General features: G+C 72.3%; 18 protein-coding genes. 1 reads left to right on the forward strand and 17 read right to left on the reverse strand.

Annotated elements, in window-relative coordinates:
• Window positions 1-2 precede the first annotated feature (2 nt).
• Window positions 3-617, forward strand: coding sequence for an ACT domain-containing protein (locus tag AC1DP1_RS22655; RefSeq protein ID WP_457186553.1), 615 nt, complete (start codon window positions 3-5; stop codon window positions 615-617).
• 178 nt (window positions 618-795) lie between these two features.
• Here the strand turns inward: AC1DP1_RS22655 and AC1DP1_RS22660 are convergent, their stop codons facing one another.
• From AC1DP1_RS22660 to AC1DP1_RS22740, 17 genes are all read right to left on the reverse strand, one after another.
• Window positions 796-2,112 (reverse strand): MFS transporter, encoded by a 1,317-nt coding sequence (locus AC1DP1_RS22660; RefSeq protein WP_477508758.1) that lies wholly within the window; start codon window positions 2,110-2,112, stop codon window positions 796-798.
• A gap of 70 nt (window positions 2,113-2,182) precedes the next feature.
• Window positions 2,183-2,446, reverse strand: coding sequence for a hypothetical protein (locus AC1DP1_RS22665; RefSeq protein ID WP_477508759.1), 264 nt, complete (start codon window positions 2,444-2,446; stop codon window positions 2,183-2,185).
• Entirely contained in the window at window positions 2,443-4,488 is a 2,046-nt protein-coding gene (locus AC1DP1_RS22670) for a flagellar biosynthesis protein FlhA (RefSeq protein ID WP_477508760.1), read from the reverse strand. The genes AC1DP1_RS22665 and AC1DP1_RS22670 overlap by 4 nt, the downstream gene beginning before the upstream one ends.
• 87 nt (window positions 4,489-4,575) lie before the next feature.
• On the reverse strand, window positions 4,576-5,766 hold the full coding sequence (locus tag AC1DP1_RS22675) for an EscU/YscU/HrcU family type III secretion system export apparatus switch protein (protein ID WP_477508761.1): 1,191 nt from the start codon (window positions 5,764-5,766) through the stop codon (window positions 4,576-4,578).
• A 3-nt stretch (window positions 5,767-5,769) separates the two neighbouring features.
• The gene (locus tag AC1DP1_RS22680) at window positions 5,770-6,534 is read right to left on the reverse strand and encodes a flagellar biosynthetic protein FliR (protein WP_477508762.1); all 765 of its coding nucleotides are present in this window, start codon (window positions 6,532-6,534) and stop codon (window positions 5,770-5,772) included.
• 3 nt (window positions 6,535-6,537) lie between these two features.
• Entirely contained in the window at window positions 6,538-6,807 is a 270-nt protein-coding gene (gene fliQ / locus AC1DP1_RS22685; RefSeq protein WP_300054181.1) for a flagellar biosynthesis protein FliQ, read from the reverse strand.
• A 6-nt stretch (window positions 6,808-6,813) separates the two neighbouring features.
• Window positions 6,814-7,683 (reverse strand): flagellar type III secretion system pore protein FliP, encoded by an 870-nt coding sequence (fliP, locus tag AC1DP1_RS22690; protein ID WP_477508763.1) that lies wholly within the window; start codon window positions 7,681-7,683, stop codon window positions 6,814-6,816.
• Complete coding sequence (locus AC1DP1_RS22695) at window positions 7,680-8,204, reverse strand: FliO/MopB family protein (RefSeq protein ID WP_477508764.1); 525 nt, start codon at window positions 8,202-8,204, stop codon at window positions 7,680-7,682. The genes fliP and AC1DP1_RS22695 overlap by 4 nt, the downstream gene beginning before the upstream one ends.
• 1 nt (window position 8,205) lies before the next feature.
• Window positions 8,206-9,042, reverse strand: coding sequence for a flagellar motor switch protein FliN (fliN, locus tag AC1DP1_RS22700; protein WP_477508765.1), 837 nt, complete (start codon window positions 9,040-9,042; stop codon window positions 8,206-8,208).
• Complete coding sequence (locus AC1DP1_RS22705) at window positions 9,039-10,001, reverse strand: flagellar motor switch protein FliM (RefSeq protein ID WP_477508766.1); 963 nt, start codon at window positions 9,999-10,001, stop codon at window positions 9,039-9,041. The genes fliN and AC1DP1_RS22705 overlap by 4 nt, the downstream gene beginning before the upstream one ends.
• A 72-nt stretch (window positions 10,002-10,073) precedes the next feature.
• Entirely contained in the window at window positions 10,074-10,508 is a 435-nt protein-coding gene (locus tag AC1DP1_RS22710; protein WP_477508767.1) for a flagellar basal body-associated FliL family protein, read from the reverse strand.
• Window positions 10,505-11,422 (reverse strand): OmpA/MotB family protein, encoded by a 918-nt coding sequence (locus AC1DP1_RS22715; RefSeq protein WP_477508768.1) that lies wholly within the window; start codon window positions 11,420-11,422, stop codon window positions 10,505-10,507. Before AC1DP1_RS22715 ends, AC1DP1_RS22710 begins: the two co-directional genes overlap by 4 nt.
• A gap of 18 nt (window positions 11,423-11,440) precedes the next feature.
• On the reverse strand, window positions 11,441-12,214 hold the full coding sequence (locus tag AC1DP1_RS22720) for a motility protein A (protein WP_477508769.1): 774 nt from the start codon (window positions 12,212-12,214) through the stop codon (window positions 11,441-11,443).
• Entirely contained in the window at window positions 12,214-12,483 is a 270-nt protein-coding gene (locus tag AC1DP1_RS22725) for a flagellar FlbD family protein (protein ID WP_477508770.1), read from the reverse strand. Before AC1DP1_RS22725 ends, AC1DP1_RS22720 begins: the two co-directional genes overlap by 1 nt.
• Before the next feature lie 124 nt (window positions 12,484-12,607).
• Window positions 12,608-13,447: a flagellar hook protein FlgE gene (locus tag AC1DP1_RS22730; protein ID WP_300054161.1), complete on the reverse strand. Its 840-nt coding sequence runs from the start codon at window positions 13,445-13,447 to the stop codon at window positions 12,608-12,610.
• A gap of 22 nt (window positions 13,448-13,469) precedes the next feature.
• On the reverse strand, window positions 13,470-13,934 hold the full coding sequence (locus AC1DP1_RS22735; RefSeq protein ID WP_300054158.1) for a flagellar hook assembly protein FlgD: 465 nt from the start codon (window positions 13,932-13,934) through the stop codon (window positions 13,470-13,472).
• Between the two features lie 9 nt (window positions 13,935-13,943).
• Window positions 13,944-14,521: flagellar hook-length control protein FliK (locus AC1DP1_RS22740; RefSeq protein ID WP_477508771.1), on the reverse strand; the 578-nt coding region annotated here is incomplete at its 5' end.

Raw genomic sequence — 14,521 nt, forward strand, 5'->3', positions numbered from 1 at the left:
GTATGCCCTACCTGATGCGAGTCGAGCTCCCGGACGTCCCCGGGTCGCTGGGTCGCGTCGCGAGCGCGATCGGTGAGGCCGGGGGCGACATCGACGCGATCGAGATCGTCGAGAAGCGCGACGGCTTCGCCGTCGACGACGTGCTCCTCGAGATGTCGCCCGGCACCATGCCTGACTCCGTGGTCTCTGCCTGCGGCACGCTCGACGGCGTCAGCGTTCTCTGGATCAACCGCTACGCCGCCGGCGGCAACCTCTTCCTCGACCTCGAGGTCGTCGAGGCCCTCACCGAGGACCCCGCCTCCGCGCGCGACCGCCTGATCGACCTGCTGCCCATCGCCTTCCGGGTCGACTGGGCCGCTCGCGTCACCCCCGGCACCGACGGTGTCGGCGCCACGGTCGTCCACGCCACCGACGCCGCCCCGTCGGCGTACGACATCGACCGCGAACGCGTGCCCGTGCCGACCCGCCTGCCCGGCGACGAGGTCTACGTCGAGTGCGCCGCACCCTTCGGTGACGACCTCGTCCTCCTGGGCCGCCGCGGCGGTCCGGAGTTCCTCGACTCCGAGCTCGCCCGACTCGAGCACCTCGTCGGGCTCGCGATGACCATCAGCCACTGACGGGCCCGACCCCCGCTGGCCCGCCGAGCGGTGCGTGAGCCACCTTCCGCTCGCGCGGAACGTGGCTGGGGCACCGCCCAGCCGCGCGTCCCGTGCGACACGCCGGCGGGCGGTGGCGGAGCCACAATCCGCCCGTCACGAATGTGGCTGGGGCACCGCTCGACCAGCGTGAACGGCGTCAGGCGACCGACCGGATGCGGGTCACGAAGACCGAGCCGAGGACGCAGAGGACGAAGCCGACGAGGTAGACCACGCCGTAGCCGAGCGACCAGCCCTCGCCGTGGGTGGCGACGGAGCCGCCGAGCTCGCGTACGGCGACCAGGATGAGGCCGGCGATGGCCGGGGCGAGCACCTGCGGCAGCGCGGAGGCGATGTTGATGATGCCGAGGTCCTTGGCCCGGTCGCCGGCGCCGGGGAGCACCTGGGTGATGAGCGCGAAGTCGACGGCCTGGTAGACGCCGAACCCGGCGCCCAGCACGACGGCCGCCACCAGCGCACCGGACCAGTCCTGCCACAGGCCTAGCACGAGCGAGCTGGCCCCGATGAGCACCCCGGACCAGATGACGAAGATCTTGCGCCGCCCCACGCGGTCGCTCCAGTGACCGACGACGACGGTGGTGGCGACCGTGCACACGCCGTAGATCAGCACGAGCGTGCCGAGCTTGGCGGTGGCGTCGTCGTCGCCGAACCCGAGGCCGTCGGTGAGGAAGTAGTAGAGGTAGTTGAGCGCGATCCAGTTGCCGAGGTTCACCAGCAGGCGCGTCAGCCACGCCCACGCGAAGTCGGGGTGCTCGCGCGGCGAGACCCAGAACGAGCGGACCAGCCGCTTCCAGTCCATCGGTTCGAGCGGGTGGTCGGCCGGCAGGGCGAGGTCGCGGGAGCCGACGAGGTAGGGCACCGAGAGCACCAGCATCACGATGGCGGTCACCAGGTAGCCCTGGGCGATCGAGCCGGTGACCTCCGCGATCTTGATGCCGACCAGCACGCCGACCGTGCCGGCGATGGCGACGAGGCCGCCGATCAGGCCACGGCGCTCGACGGGCACCTGGTCGGGCACGGCCGCGATCCCGCCGGCCCACGCAGCGTTGAGCGCGAGCTGCACCAGGCTCCAGGCGATGACCATCGACGCGGCGCTGTCGGCGACGGACAGCAGCAGCAGCGACGCGGCGCCGAGGACCACCCCGCCGAGCACCCACGGCACCCGGCGGCCCAGGCGCGAGCGTGTCCGGTCGCTGAAGGCGCCCCACACCGGGTTGGCGAACATCGAGACCGCAGCACCGCTGAACAGCACGACCGCGAGCAGCGCCTCCTTGCTCATGCCGCCGGGCTCGGCGGCTGCGACCCGCTCGGCCTGCTGCGCGAGCAGCACCTGGATCGGCCCGAACCACCCGGCCATCACGCCGAGGTTGAGCAGCACCAGCGCGCCGACCCAGCGCGCCGGCGGGTTGTCGACGGGCTCGTCGAAGGCCGAACGGCCCGGCAGCGTGGTCGTCACGGCGTCATTGTGGGGCCAACCGGGCCTGTGCGACAGCACGGTCCGGACCGGCAGGCCCGCACGGCGCGGCTCAGTGACCGTCGGTGCCGGGATCGGCCGCCTGGTGGTCGACCTCGGTCAGCGACGCGGACGACGGTTCGCCCGTGGCCACCGGATCGGGCTCGCCCCAGAGCCACTCCGACGCGGCCGTGAGCAGCACCCAGCACAGGCCGACGACGAGCAGGTAGCGGGTGAGGGCCACGTCCAGGGGCAGTGCCCCGGTCGCCGCGCCCGCCAGCGCGGGAGAGGTGAGGAGCGCGGCGACGACCAGGGTCGGCCCGGAGACCGGCCTCATGCCGTCACCGCCAGGCGGTCGCCGGTGACGGTGCCGACCGAGCGGACCTGGTGGGCGCCGACCAGCTCCGTGTAGGAGAGCACCGCCGTGCTGGGCAGTGCCGGCGCGACCATGCGGCGTACGGCGGCGCGCAGCTGGGGCGCGCACACCACGACCGGCCGCAGGCCGCGCTCCTCGGCGGCCGTGCGGAGGTCGGTGAGCTCACCGAGCACGCTCTGGCCGGTGAGCGGGTCGAGGGCGACGACGGGCCCGTGGTCGCCCGGGCGTACCGCCTCGAGCATCCGCTGCTCGAGCATCGGCTCGAAGCTCATCACGTGGACCGCGCCCTCGGCGAGGTGGGGCGCGGCGATGGCCGGGCCCAGCGCGGCGCGTGCGGCCTCGACGAGCGTGTCCGGGTCCTTGGTGACCTGCGCCTTGAGGGAGAGGGCTTCGAAGATGCGGACCAGGTCGCGGATCGCGACGCCCTCCATGAGCAGGCCCTGCAGGACGCGCTGCACCTCCCCCAGGCTGAGCTGGGCGGGGGTGAGCTCCTCGATCACGACCGGGTGGCTGCGACGGACCAGGTCGGTCAGTGTCTTCACGTCCTCGCGTCCCAGCAGCCGCGCCGCGTGCTGCCCGACCACCTCGGCGAGGTGGGTGGTGATCACGGACGACCGGTCCACGACGGTGGCCCCGTTGAGCTCGGCCTGCACGCGCAGCTCGGCGGGGATCCACGACGCCTCGAGGCCGAAGACGGGCTCGTGGGTGGGCTGTCCGGGGAGCGCGCCGAGGTGGTCGCCGATGGCCAGCACGGTGCCGCGGGGTGCCTCGCCGCGTGCCACCTCGATGCCGAAGAGCCGGATCGCGTACGTGCTCGCCGGCAGGTCGATGCTGTCCCGGGTGCGCACCGGCGGCACGATGATGCCCAGCTCGCCGGCGATCTTGCGACGCAGCCCCTTGACCCGGTCCAGCAGGTCGCCGCCGCTGGCGGGGTCGACGAGGTCGATGATGTCGGGCGACAGCTCGAGGCCCAGCGGGTCCACCCGGATCTCCGCGGCGAGCAGCTCCGGGCTGTCGGGCGCGCTCGCGAGCACCTGCTCCGCGACCACGTCCGGCTCGGGCGCGAGCGGCGTCGTGACCCGGGTGGAGGCGAGCAGCATGATCCCGCCGGCGACGACGAAGGGGAGCTTGGGCAGCCCGGGGATGAGGCAGATCGCCAGCGCCGCGAAGCCGGCGATCTGCAGCGGGAGCTTGTTGCTGGTGAGCTGCCGCAGGATGTCCGAGCCCATGTCGGAGTCGCCGACGTTGCGGGTGACGATCAGGCCGGTGGCGGTGGAGAGCAGCAGCGCGGGGATCTGCGAGACCAGCCCGTCGCCGACGGACAACAGGCTGTAGGTCGTGATCGCGTCGCCGAAGGACATCCCCTTCTGCGCCATCCCGACCGCGAAACCGCCCAGGAGGTTCACGAGGGTGATCACGATGGCGGCGATGGCATCACCCTTGACGAACTTCGACGCACCGTCCATCGAGCCGTAGAAGTCGGCCTCGGCGTGCACCTCGTGGCGGCGCCGGCGGGCCTCGTCCTCGTCGATGAGACCGGAGTTGAGGTCGGCGTCGATCGCCATCTGCTTGCCGGGCATCGCATCGAGGGTGAAGCGGGCGCCCACCTCGGCCACGCGCTCGGCACCCTTGGTGATGACCACGAACTGGATCACCAGCAGGATCGCGAAGACGATGAGGCCCACGATCAGGGACCCGCCGACGACGAAGTGGCCGAAGGTGTCGATGACCTTGCCGGCGTAGCCGTCGAGCAGCACGAGGCGGGTGGCGCTGACGTTGAGCGCCAGGCGGAAGAGCGTCAGCACGAGCACGACGGCCGGGAAGGCGGCGAACTCGAGCGGCTTGTGCACGAACATCGCCACGAGGAGCACGAGCAGCGCGCTGGTGATGTTGAGCGCGATCAGCATGTCGAGCACCACCGCCGGGAGCGGCACGACGAGCATCACGACGATGAGCACGATGCCAGCGGGCACGCCCAGCTGGAGCAGTCGCTTGGAGGCCACGGAGGGTGCCTTTCGGGGGACGTCGTCGTCGGCGGGATCCGCGCCGTCCGTGGCACCGGGAGCGACGCCGTCCTGGCGTCACGGGTCTCATCGGCCGGTCGCGGCGACTCCTGAGGGGTTCGCGCCCGCCGCCGTGGAGCCAGTCCGCGGGACGGATGAGGCCTGGCGTCGACGGCGCCCGGCGACGGGGACGGACGGCAGCTCGCTCTCGCGTCGCGGACTGCGGTGCTCGCCCCCGCCCACGCCGGCGGACCGACGTGAGATCACGAAGGCCAGGACCTGCGCGACGGCTGCGTAGAGCTCGGCCGGGATCTCCTGGCCGACCGTGGTCGAGCGGTGGAGGGCGCGGGCCAGGGGGATGTCCCGCACGAGGGGGACGCTGTGCTCGGCGGCCTGCTCGCGGATGCGCTGGGCGACCAGGCCGGTGCCGCGGGCCACCACGCGGGGCGCGCCGCGCTCGGCGTCGTACGTCAGCGCGACGGCGACGTGGGTGGGGTTGACGAGCACGACGTCGGCGGTCGGCACGTCGGCCATCATCCGGTTGCGCGACGCGGCGAGCTGTCGCGAGCGGATCGCGCCCTTGAGCAGCGGGTCGCCCTCGGTCTGCTTGCTCTCCTGCTTGACCTCGTGCTTGCTCATCCGGGTCTTCTTGCCCATCCGGCGGCGGACGATCACGTAGTCGGCGGCGGCCATCACGAGCCCCGCCACGGCCACGGTCCGCAGCAGGCCGAGCACCTCGTCGTTGACCACCTCGAGCACCGCGCTGATCGGCACCAGGCCGCCGATCAGCGGCATGATCGCGGACACCGCGCCGTAGGCGACGAAGCCCACCACGGAGCTCTTGATCAGCATCTTGGCGCCCTCCCACAGCGCCTGCGGCCCGAAGACACGCTTGAAGCCCTGGATCGGGTCGAGCTTCTTCAACGACGGCTTGACGGACTTCGTCGCGAGGAAGAAGCCGCCCTGGGCGAGTGCCGCGGCCACGCCCACGACCATCACGGCGGAGCCGAGCACCACGAGCGTGACGAACACGTGCTGGGTCCCACGCGCGAGGAGGGTGGTGGCGTCCGCGACCTCGACCGGGCCGCGGAGGGCGAAGCAGTCACGCATCAGCTCGGCCAGGGCGGTGAGCTCGCGGCCCAGCAGCGGCGGCAGCACCAGCGCGACGATCATGAGCGTCGCCCATCCACCCAGCTCCTGGGTGCGCGGGACCTGACCCTCCTTGCGGGACTCCTTGCGCCGGCGGGCGGTGGGCTGCTCGGTCTTCTCCTCCGACACCGCTCAGCCCCCCACGAGGGCGAACTGGGCCTCGTTGGCCAGGTCGACGAGCCGGGCGACGGCCTCCGGGAGCACGGGGAAGGACATGCCCAGCAGCAGGAGGGTCAGGCCGATCTTGGCCGGGAACATCACGTTGATCGCGTTGAGGTGCGGCGCGACCTTCGTGAGGAGCGCCAGGCCCAGGTCGGCGACGAAGAGGACCGCGACGAGCGGGAGCGCGATCTGCACGGCGGTGACGAAGAACATCCCGAACGCCGTCACCAGGACGTGGGAGGCACCCTCGACCTGCGGCATCTCGCCGAGCGGCAGGACGTGGAAGGTGCGCAGCAGCCCGCCGAGGACCAGCAGGTGGCCGCCGGTGGCGAAGAGGATCATCACCGCGAGCATCTGGTGGAACTTGCCGAAGACGGTGTTCATGTTCATCGACAGCGGGTCGAAGCCCTGCGCCAGCTGGAAGCCGCCGAAGGTGTCGATGAGCGAGCCTGCCGTCGCGACCGCGGCGAGCAGGACGTACGTCACCAGGCCGAGGGCGGAGCCGACCACGACCTGGGTGAGCGTGGTGACCAGCAGCTCGCCGGTCCCCGTGGGGATGCTGCCACCCTCGACGGAGGGCACCACCGCGAACGCCAGGCCCAGGGACAGCACGACCTTCGCCGTGGCCGGGACCGCGCGACCCGCGAACGGTGGCACCAGGGCCAGCCAGGCGATGATCCGCACCGAGGCCAGCAGGTAGGCCAGCAGCGGCTCGCCCGCGACGGTCAGGGTCACGGATCAGCCCAGCAACGTGGGGATCATGGCGAAGAGGTCCTGGGTGAAGTCGACGAGGGTCTGCAGCATCCAGCCTCCGGAGACCAGCAGCGCGATCCCCACGCCCACCAGCTTGGGCACGAAGGCGAGGGTGAACTCCTGGATCTGGGTCATCGACTGGAAGAGCGAGATGGTGAAGCCGATGACCAGCGAGGTGACCAGGATGGGCGCGGACAGCTTGAGCGCGACCACCATGGTCTGCAGGGCGATGTTGATGACGGTGGTGTCGGTCATGGGTGCCTACTCGTAGCTCGAGACGACGGACGTGATGACCAGGCCCCATCCGTCGACCAGGACGAAGAGCAGGAGCTTGAACGGCAGCGACACCATCACCGGCGGCATCATCATCATGCCCAGGGCCATGAGTGCCCCGCTGATGACGATGTCGATCACCAGGAACGGGATGAAGATGATGAAGCCGATGATGAAGGCCTGCTTCAGCTCGCTGAGCACGAACGCCGGCACGAGGGTCACCATCGACACCTCGGCGCGGTTGGCCGGGAGGTCGCGTCCGGCCACGTTGGTCAGCAGCCGGAGCTCGTCGTCGCCGGTCTGGTCGAGCATGAAGTCGCGCAGCGGCTCGACCCCGTCCTCGTAGGCGACCGCGGTCGTCTTGTCCCCGTCGAGGTAGGGCTGGAGCCCGGTGTCGTTCATCTCGCTGAGCACCGGCGCCATGATGAAGAGCGACAGGAAGAGCGCGAGCCCGGCCAGCACCTGGTTGGGTGGGATCCCCTGCAGGCCGAGGGCGTTGCGGGTCAGTCCCAGCACGACGAGCACCTTGGTGAAGCTGGTGCAGGTCAGCAGGATCGCGGGGAGCAGCGACAGCAGGGACAGCGCCAGGATGACGGTGACCGGGGTGCTGGGCTTGTCGGTCATGCCGTCGAGGTCGATGGTCACCGAGCTGTCCCCTCCGGGACCGTCCGGACCCGTGGGAGCGCGGGGCCCGTCGGGCGCCGTGGGCGTCAACGCCGGTCCGGATGCCGCGGCGACCGGCGACGCGGGGGCAGCGCCCGCCGGTGTCACGGTGAGGCCGAGGAGCAGACCGAGGAGGCCCAGGGTCGTGGCGAGGACACCGGCGAGGACGTGCGCGACCCGGACGCGCGCGGTCACGACGCCTTTCCCGTGGCAGCAGCCAGGGCCTCGCGCCAGGTCTGCGGCGAGAGCACCGATCCCGCCAGCGCCCCGCCGTCCGGTGACGTACGGCGCGGGCCGGGCGTCGCCCGGTGGGAGCCCCCGCGCGTCACGACGCTCGTCGGCCGGGGCAGGTCGGCGGGGTCGGGGTCGGGGACCACGGCAGGCTGGGCGACGGGCAGGACCGTGCTCAGGAGGGTGGGCGGCGTGGCCGGCTCCGGGGACGACGACTCGTCCTCGCTCCCGGGCTCGCCCAGCTCGTCGGGGTCGAGCTCGGTCAGCAGGCTGACCTGGTGGTCGGTGCTGCCGACCACCAGCACACGACCGGCGACGGTGATGACGGCGACGGATGCGCTGCGGGAGAGGGCCTGGCGGTGCAGGACCTGCACGGGAGACCCGGCGCGGGTGCCGTACCGCTTGCCGACCAGTCGTGCGAGCAGCAGCATCAGTCCCACGACGACCGCCAGGGAGGCGATCAGCCGAACGGTGAGCTCGAGCACGTCAGCCTGCTGCGCTCTCGTCGACGATCTCGGTGATCCGCAGGCCGAAGTCCTCCTCGACCACGACGACCTCGCCGCGGGCGATCAGTCGACCGTTGACGAGCAGGTCGGCGGGGCTCCCGGCGGCACGGTCCAGCTCGAGCACCTCGCCCGGGGACAGGGCGAGCAGGTCACGCACCGTCATCCGGGTGCGGCCGAGCTCGACGGCCACCTCCAGGTCGACACCGTGCAGCATCTCGATGCCGCGAGTGGCCGGGAGAGCGACCGGACCCACGGAAGAGGGGATGGAGGAGGGGACAGCGGGCGCGACGACCGGCGCGACAGCGATCGGCACGGCGGGCGGGACCGGGGACCCGACGGGAGCCTCGCCCGGCACGACCGCGCCGACCGCTCCCGCAGCGGCGACGGCGGCGTCCGCGACGAGCAGGGCGCCGCAGGGCACGCCGGCACCGAGGAGCGGCACGAGGACGAAGGGGCCACCTAGGTCGGCATCCACCAGGGCGACGGACACCTCGCGGGCGGCACCGCACCCGGTTCCGAGGGCCGCGGCGGCGGCGTCGAGCGCGGGCTGGGTGGCCGCGGCCAGGTCGAGCCCGCCGAGCGGGCTGCTCGCGAGTGCCTCGACCAGGTCGGGACCGACCAGCACGGCGACGCGGGGCGCCCCGGGCAGGTGCAGCTCGGTGATGACGGCCCCGGCGAACCCGGCGCTCGCACCGCCGGCACCGGGCACCGGGGTGCCGGGCACGAGGGGCGTGGCGGCCGGCAGGACGGCGGCGGCCGCAGCGGCGGCCCGGGCCACGGGGCCGGTGAGGGTCTCGGTGTCGGTCAACGTGCTCATGCGTTCTCCTTGGTCGTACCGACGACGAGCGCGGCGAGCCGGGCACCGTGGGTGCCGGCCGTGGCGTGGGCGAAGGTGGTCTCGCCGACGACGACGTCGAGCGGCGCAGTGGCGCGGTGCGCGAGGCGCACCACGTCGCCGACGGCGAGGGCGGTCAGGGCGTCCGGTGCCAGTCGGGTGGGGCGGAAGCGGACGGCGGTCTCCACCGGTACGTCCTGGAAGCGGCGGTCCACCAGCTCGGCAGCGCGCGAGCGCTGCTCGCGCTCGCGGTCGGTGACGGGCGCGGGCGCGGCGGCGCGGACGAGATGGGGGTGGAGCCCGGCCAGGGGCAGGCACAGGGTGACCCGGTGACGGCGTTCCTCGACCACGAGGTCGAACGTGGCGACGACCACCGCGTCGCCGGGGGCGACCGCCTGCACGAGGCGGGCGTCGTACTCCACCCCGACGAGCGTCGGGGCGGTCGCCACGATGCCGCTGAGGCTGTGGCCCAGCTGGGCGACCAGCCCGACCAGCAGGTCGTGCACGACCGCGGACTCGAGCTCGGTGAGGGCACGTCGGGGCTGCTCGCCCGCACCGGCACCGCCGAGCATGTGGTCGATGGCGCTCATGACCGCCGCCAGGGGCAGGTCGAGCAGGACGAGCTCCGGGAGGGGGTCGGCGGCGATCGTGACCGCGTAGGTCTGGTCCCCGAGCGTGTCGACGTGCTCGGCGTAGGTCTGCTGGCCGATGCCGACGAGCTGGGCCGTGCAGACCGTGCGGAGCGCCGAGGTGACGACGGTGCCCAGCTGCCGCGCGAAGCCGTCGAGGCACACCTCGAGCAGCCGGGTGTGCTCGCGGGAGAGCTGCATCGGCCGGCGGAAGTCGTACGCCGTCGGCGTCACGCCGCTGCGGGCGCGCCGGCGGCCCCGGGCACCGAGGTGCACGGAGGACAGGTCGTCGCGGGGCTGCAGGGGCGTCACGCCTACCCGTATCGGCCCGGTCCGGCCCGACTTGAGGACTTCGGGCCGACGGGTCTCCGGGCGGCGGCGCCGCTACTGGGTGACGAACTCGGTGAAGTACACCTCCAGCACGTCACCGTGGTAGTCGTCGTGGAGCTCCTCCTCGAGCTGGCGCTTCAGCTCCTGGCGCTGCCCCGCCTTGGCCAGCTCGGCCCGGTCGACCCCGCTGAAGAGGTCGATCGTGGCGTCGAGGGCCTTGCTGCCGTCGGCCTCGTGGGCATCCGCGGAGAGCTGCAGGGCGATCCCGACGCGCAGGTAGTGCCCGTCGGCGAGGTTGACCTGGATCGGCTCCAGCGTCATCACCTCGCCCGGCACCGGCTCGGCGGGGGCGGTGGGACGCAGCAGGAACCACCAGCCCGCCGCGGCCGCCACCGCCACCACGACGAGGATCAGGACCATCTTCTTCCGGCCGCCGGTGGCCGGCGCCTCGGGCGGGGCTGCGGACCGGTCGAGCGTCGCAGTGGTCATGACGATCCTCCATCAGTGGCGTCGGGGGTGGTGGGCGCGGTGGGCGTGGTGGGGCTGCCGGCGGCGGCCAGGTCGTCCAGCAGCTCACGGGAAGCGGCGGGCAGCTCGGAGAGCACGACGATGTCCACCCGCTTGTTGACCCGCTGCGACCCCGGCTTCGCGGGGTCGACGAGGGGGTCCTCGTGACCGAAGGCAGCGGCGCTGAGGCGCTCACCGGGGACCCCACCGGCCTCCTGCAGGTGGCGCAGCACGGTCACGGCGCGCGCCGAGGACAGGTCCCAGTCGGTGGCGAAGAAGCGTGGCTTCACCGGTACCTGGTTGGTGTGGCCGTCGATGCGCAGGTCCTCGGAGGTCTCGCGCAGCACGGGCGCCACGGCATCCAGCACCCGCCGGCCCCGGCCGCTGAGCTCGGCGCGGTCCGGCTCGAAGACCACGTGGCGCGAGGTCAGGCTCAGCACGAGCCCCCGGTCGTCGATGGTGCTGGTGACGTCACCGCCCAGGCCCTCGCGCCGGAGCGCACCTTCGAGCTTCTGGCCCAGATCCTCGAGCCGGGCGAGCTCGGCCCGCGCATCGGCGTAGCCCTGCTCCTGGGTCGCGAGCGCCTGCTGGGCCTGCTGGACGGAGGGCGAGGAGCCCGGGAACGCCTCCGCACGCACCGGCGAGACGGGTGAGACGCCCGGCTGGTCGAGGACCGACTCCGAGCCGGTCATCACCGACGTGGAGTCTCCGAAGCCCGCGGCGAGCCCCGCCTTGAGGGCGTTGAACTTCCGCTCGTCCACCACGCTCATCGAGAACATGACGATGAACAGCACCATCAGCAGGGTCACCATGTCGGCGTACGTGACCAGCCACCGCTCGTGGTTCTCGTGCTCCTCCGGCTCCTCGACCCGACGCCGACGTGCCGGGCCGCTCATGACGGCTCCCCGGTCATGTCAGGCCGCCCTGGCGTCCGTCGGCTGCTCGCCGGCGGGCAGGAGCGAGGACAGCTTCTGGGCGATGATGCGGGGGTTGGACCCGGCCTGGATGGCGGCGACGCCCTCGACGACAAGCTCCATCCGCGCGGCCTCCAGCTCCGTGAGCCGCTTGAGGCGGTTGCCGATCGGCAGCCAGATCACGTTGGCCGACATCACGCCCCACAGGGTCGCGATGAACGCCGCGGCGATGAGGTGGCCGAGCTCCTCCGGCTGCGCGAGGTTCTCCAGGACGTGCACGAGGCCCATGACCGTGCCGACGATGCCGATGGTCGGTGCGTAGGCGCCGGCGTCGGCGAAGAACTTCGCGGAGTGCTTGCCCTGCGCCTTCGTGGCGCGCACCTCGGCCTCGAGGATGTCGCGCACCTCCTCGGGGTCGGTGCCGTCGATCGCCAGGGTGACGCCCTTGACGAGGAACGGGTCGTCGACCGACCTGAGGTCCTCCTCGAGGGCGAGCAGGCCCTCCCGGCGGGCCTTCTCGGCGAGGGCCACGACCATCGGGACGACGTCGCCGGCCGGGCGCACCTTGGCGGTGAACGCCGTCTTGACCGACAACATCGCGTGCTTGGCGTCCGGGATCGTGCCGCCGGCCATGGTGACCATGAGCGTCGTGCCGAACACCAGCAGCATCGGCGGGACGAGCAGGAGGCTCGTCGGGTCGCCGCCCTCCATGACGTTGGCGACGACGATGATGACGAGCCCGGCGAGGACCCCGATCAGGGTTGCCGGGTCCATCAGTCCTCCACCCCCCTCATGGACGGGGCGGGGACCGCGGCGAGGTGGGTGCGCTGCACCCACGCCTGGGCGTCGGGACCGGCGCTGGCGGCGATGATGCCGCCGCGCCAGGCACGCACCTGGTCGACCACCTGGATCAGCCCTTCGGCGACGACGTACTTCTTGCCGTCGACGAGCGTCACCACCGTGTCCGGCGTGCTGTCGAGTCGCTCGATCAGGTCGGCGTTCAGGACGAACGCGGAGCCCGAGAGTCGGGTCAACACAATCATGTCGGTGCACCATCCCTGTGCTGTCAACGCGAGGCCCGTCCGTGGGCCTCACTTCCTTCGATCGGACGCCGGCCCCCCGACCTGAGGGGAACCGGCGACCGGATCCGTCGTGCGTGCCTGCGACTCAGCGCTTGATGTTGACGAGCTCCTCGAGCACCTGGTCGGAGGTGGTGATCACGCGCGAGCTCGCCTGGAAGCCGCGCTGCGCGAGGATGAGGTTGGTGAACTCGGCGGAGAGGTCCACGTTGGACATCTCCAGCGTGCCGCCCATCAGGTCGCCGCGGCTGCCCTGACCGGCGACGCCGAGCTCGGGGGTGCCGGAGTTGGCGGTGGCGCGGAACGCTGTCTCCCCGACGCGCTCGAGGCCGGCGGGGTTGGTGAAGTCGGCGATGGCGACGATGCCGATGTCGCGCTGCACGTCGTCGGAGAAGGTGCCGCGCAGCACGCCGTCGGCACCGATGGAGTACGACGTCATCTCGACGCCGGCCGGCAGGTTGGCCGCGAGCGAGTCGAGGTTGACGTCGACCAGGGCGCCACCGGCGTCACCAGGGGCGTAGCCCTGCACCTTCTTGCCGCTCGAGGAGACGAGGTTGCCGTTCTCGTCCCAGGTGAAGGCGCCGGCGCGGGAGTAGACCCGCTCGTTGCCCGACCCGAGGACGAACATGCCGTCGCCCTGGATCATCAGGTCGGTCGCCGCGCCCGTCGTCTGCGCGGAGCCCTGGGTGAAGTTGCCGCGGGTGGCCGCGACCTGGACGCCGAGACCGACCTGGATCGGGTTGGTGCCCCCGTTGCCGGCCCCGGCGGCGCCGGCACCGCGCATGACCTGGCTGAGGGTGTCCTGGAAGACGGTCGTGGAGGCCTTGAAGCCGACCGTGTTGGCGTTGGCGATGTTGTTGCCGGTGACGTCGAGCATCGTCTGGTTGGCGCGCAGGCCGCTGATGCCGGAGAAGAGCGAGCGAAGCATGGTGGTTTCCTTTCGGACGGCGTCAGGCCGTGGTGGTGTCGGTGGGGTCGGGCGCCGCGGGTGCGGTGGTGGCGCCGACGGAGAGGAGCTGGGCGAGCGGGACCTGGCTGCCGTCGATGTCGAGGACGGGGCCCTGCGCACCGAACGTCACGCCCGCGACGACGCCGGCGTGGGTGGTGACCCCGTCGGCGTCGATCCAGGAGACGCTCTGGCCGACCATCGCGCCGGCACCGAACGCCATCTGCGAGCCGAGCAGCGCACCGACGCGGTCGGAGACGTCCTGCATCTTCTCCAGCGCGGTGAACTGCGCCGACTGGGCGAGGAACTCACCGGAGTCGGCCGGGTTGAGCGGGTCCTGGTAGCGCAGCTGCGCGACCATCAGCTCCAGGAACATCTGCTTGTCCTCGGTGGACGCCGACGTCGTCGGCGTCCCCGTGGGGAATGCGCTGGTCGTGCTGGTCGACGCCTCGGTGGCGGAGATCGACACGATTCCTCCTCACATGGTCAGGTCGATGCCCTGACGGGCACCGGTGACCGGGTCTGGACGGAGCGACGTCGCTCCGTCGGTGAGGCCGTCCGTGGCTCCTGCTCCACCGCGCGTCCGTGCGTGGTGGCCCTGCTGTCCAGTGCCTCCTCCGGGAGATCCCGGGGAGGAAGGCGTGTCGCTGCCTGCGCCGTACGACGCCTCCTGCGCGCTCCCGCCCGCGGCGGGCAGGCCGTGGCCGCCCGGCTGCTGCCCGGCGAGGTCCCGCACGACGACGCGCGCGTCGACCGCACCGGCGAGCTCGAGGACGCGTCGCAGCTCGGGCGCGCCCTCGGCAAGCGCACGTGCGGCGTCGTCGCCGCCGGTCAGGTGCACCTGCACGGCGCCGTCGCGCACCGTCAGGGTCACCCGCACCTCACCCAGGGCCTCCGGCTGGAGGAGCATGGTCAACCGGTGCACGCCGTTGCCGCGCGAGACCAGGCGCGTGACCTCGGGCACGACCTGTGCGACCGCGGGGACGTGGGCGACGGGCGAAGGCGGTCCGGGGGTCGCCGACGGCGTGGCCGCGCCGGCCGGCTGCACCGCCGTCG

The organism is Nocardioides sp. P4_G10, from assembly GCF_056401175.1.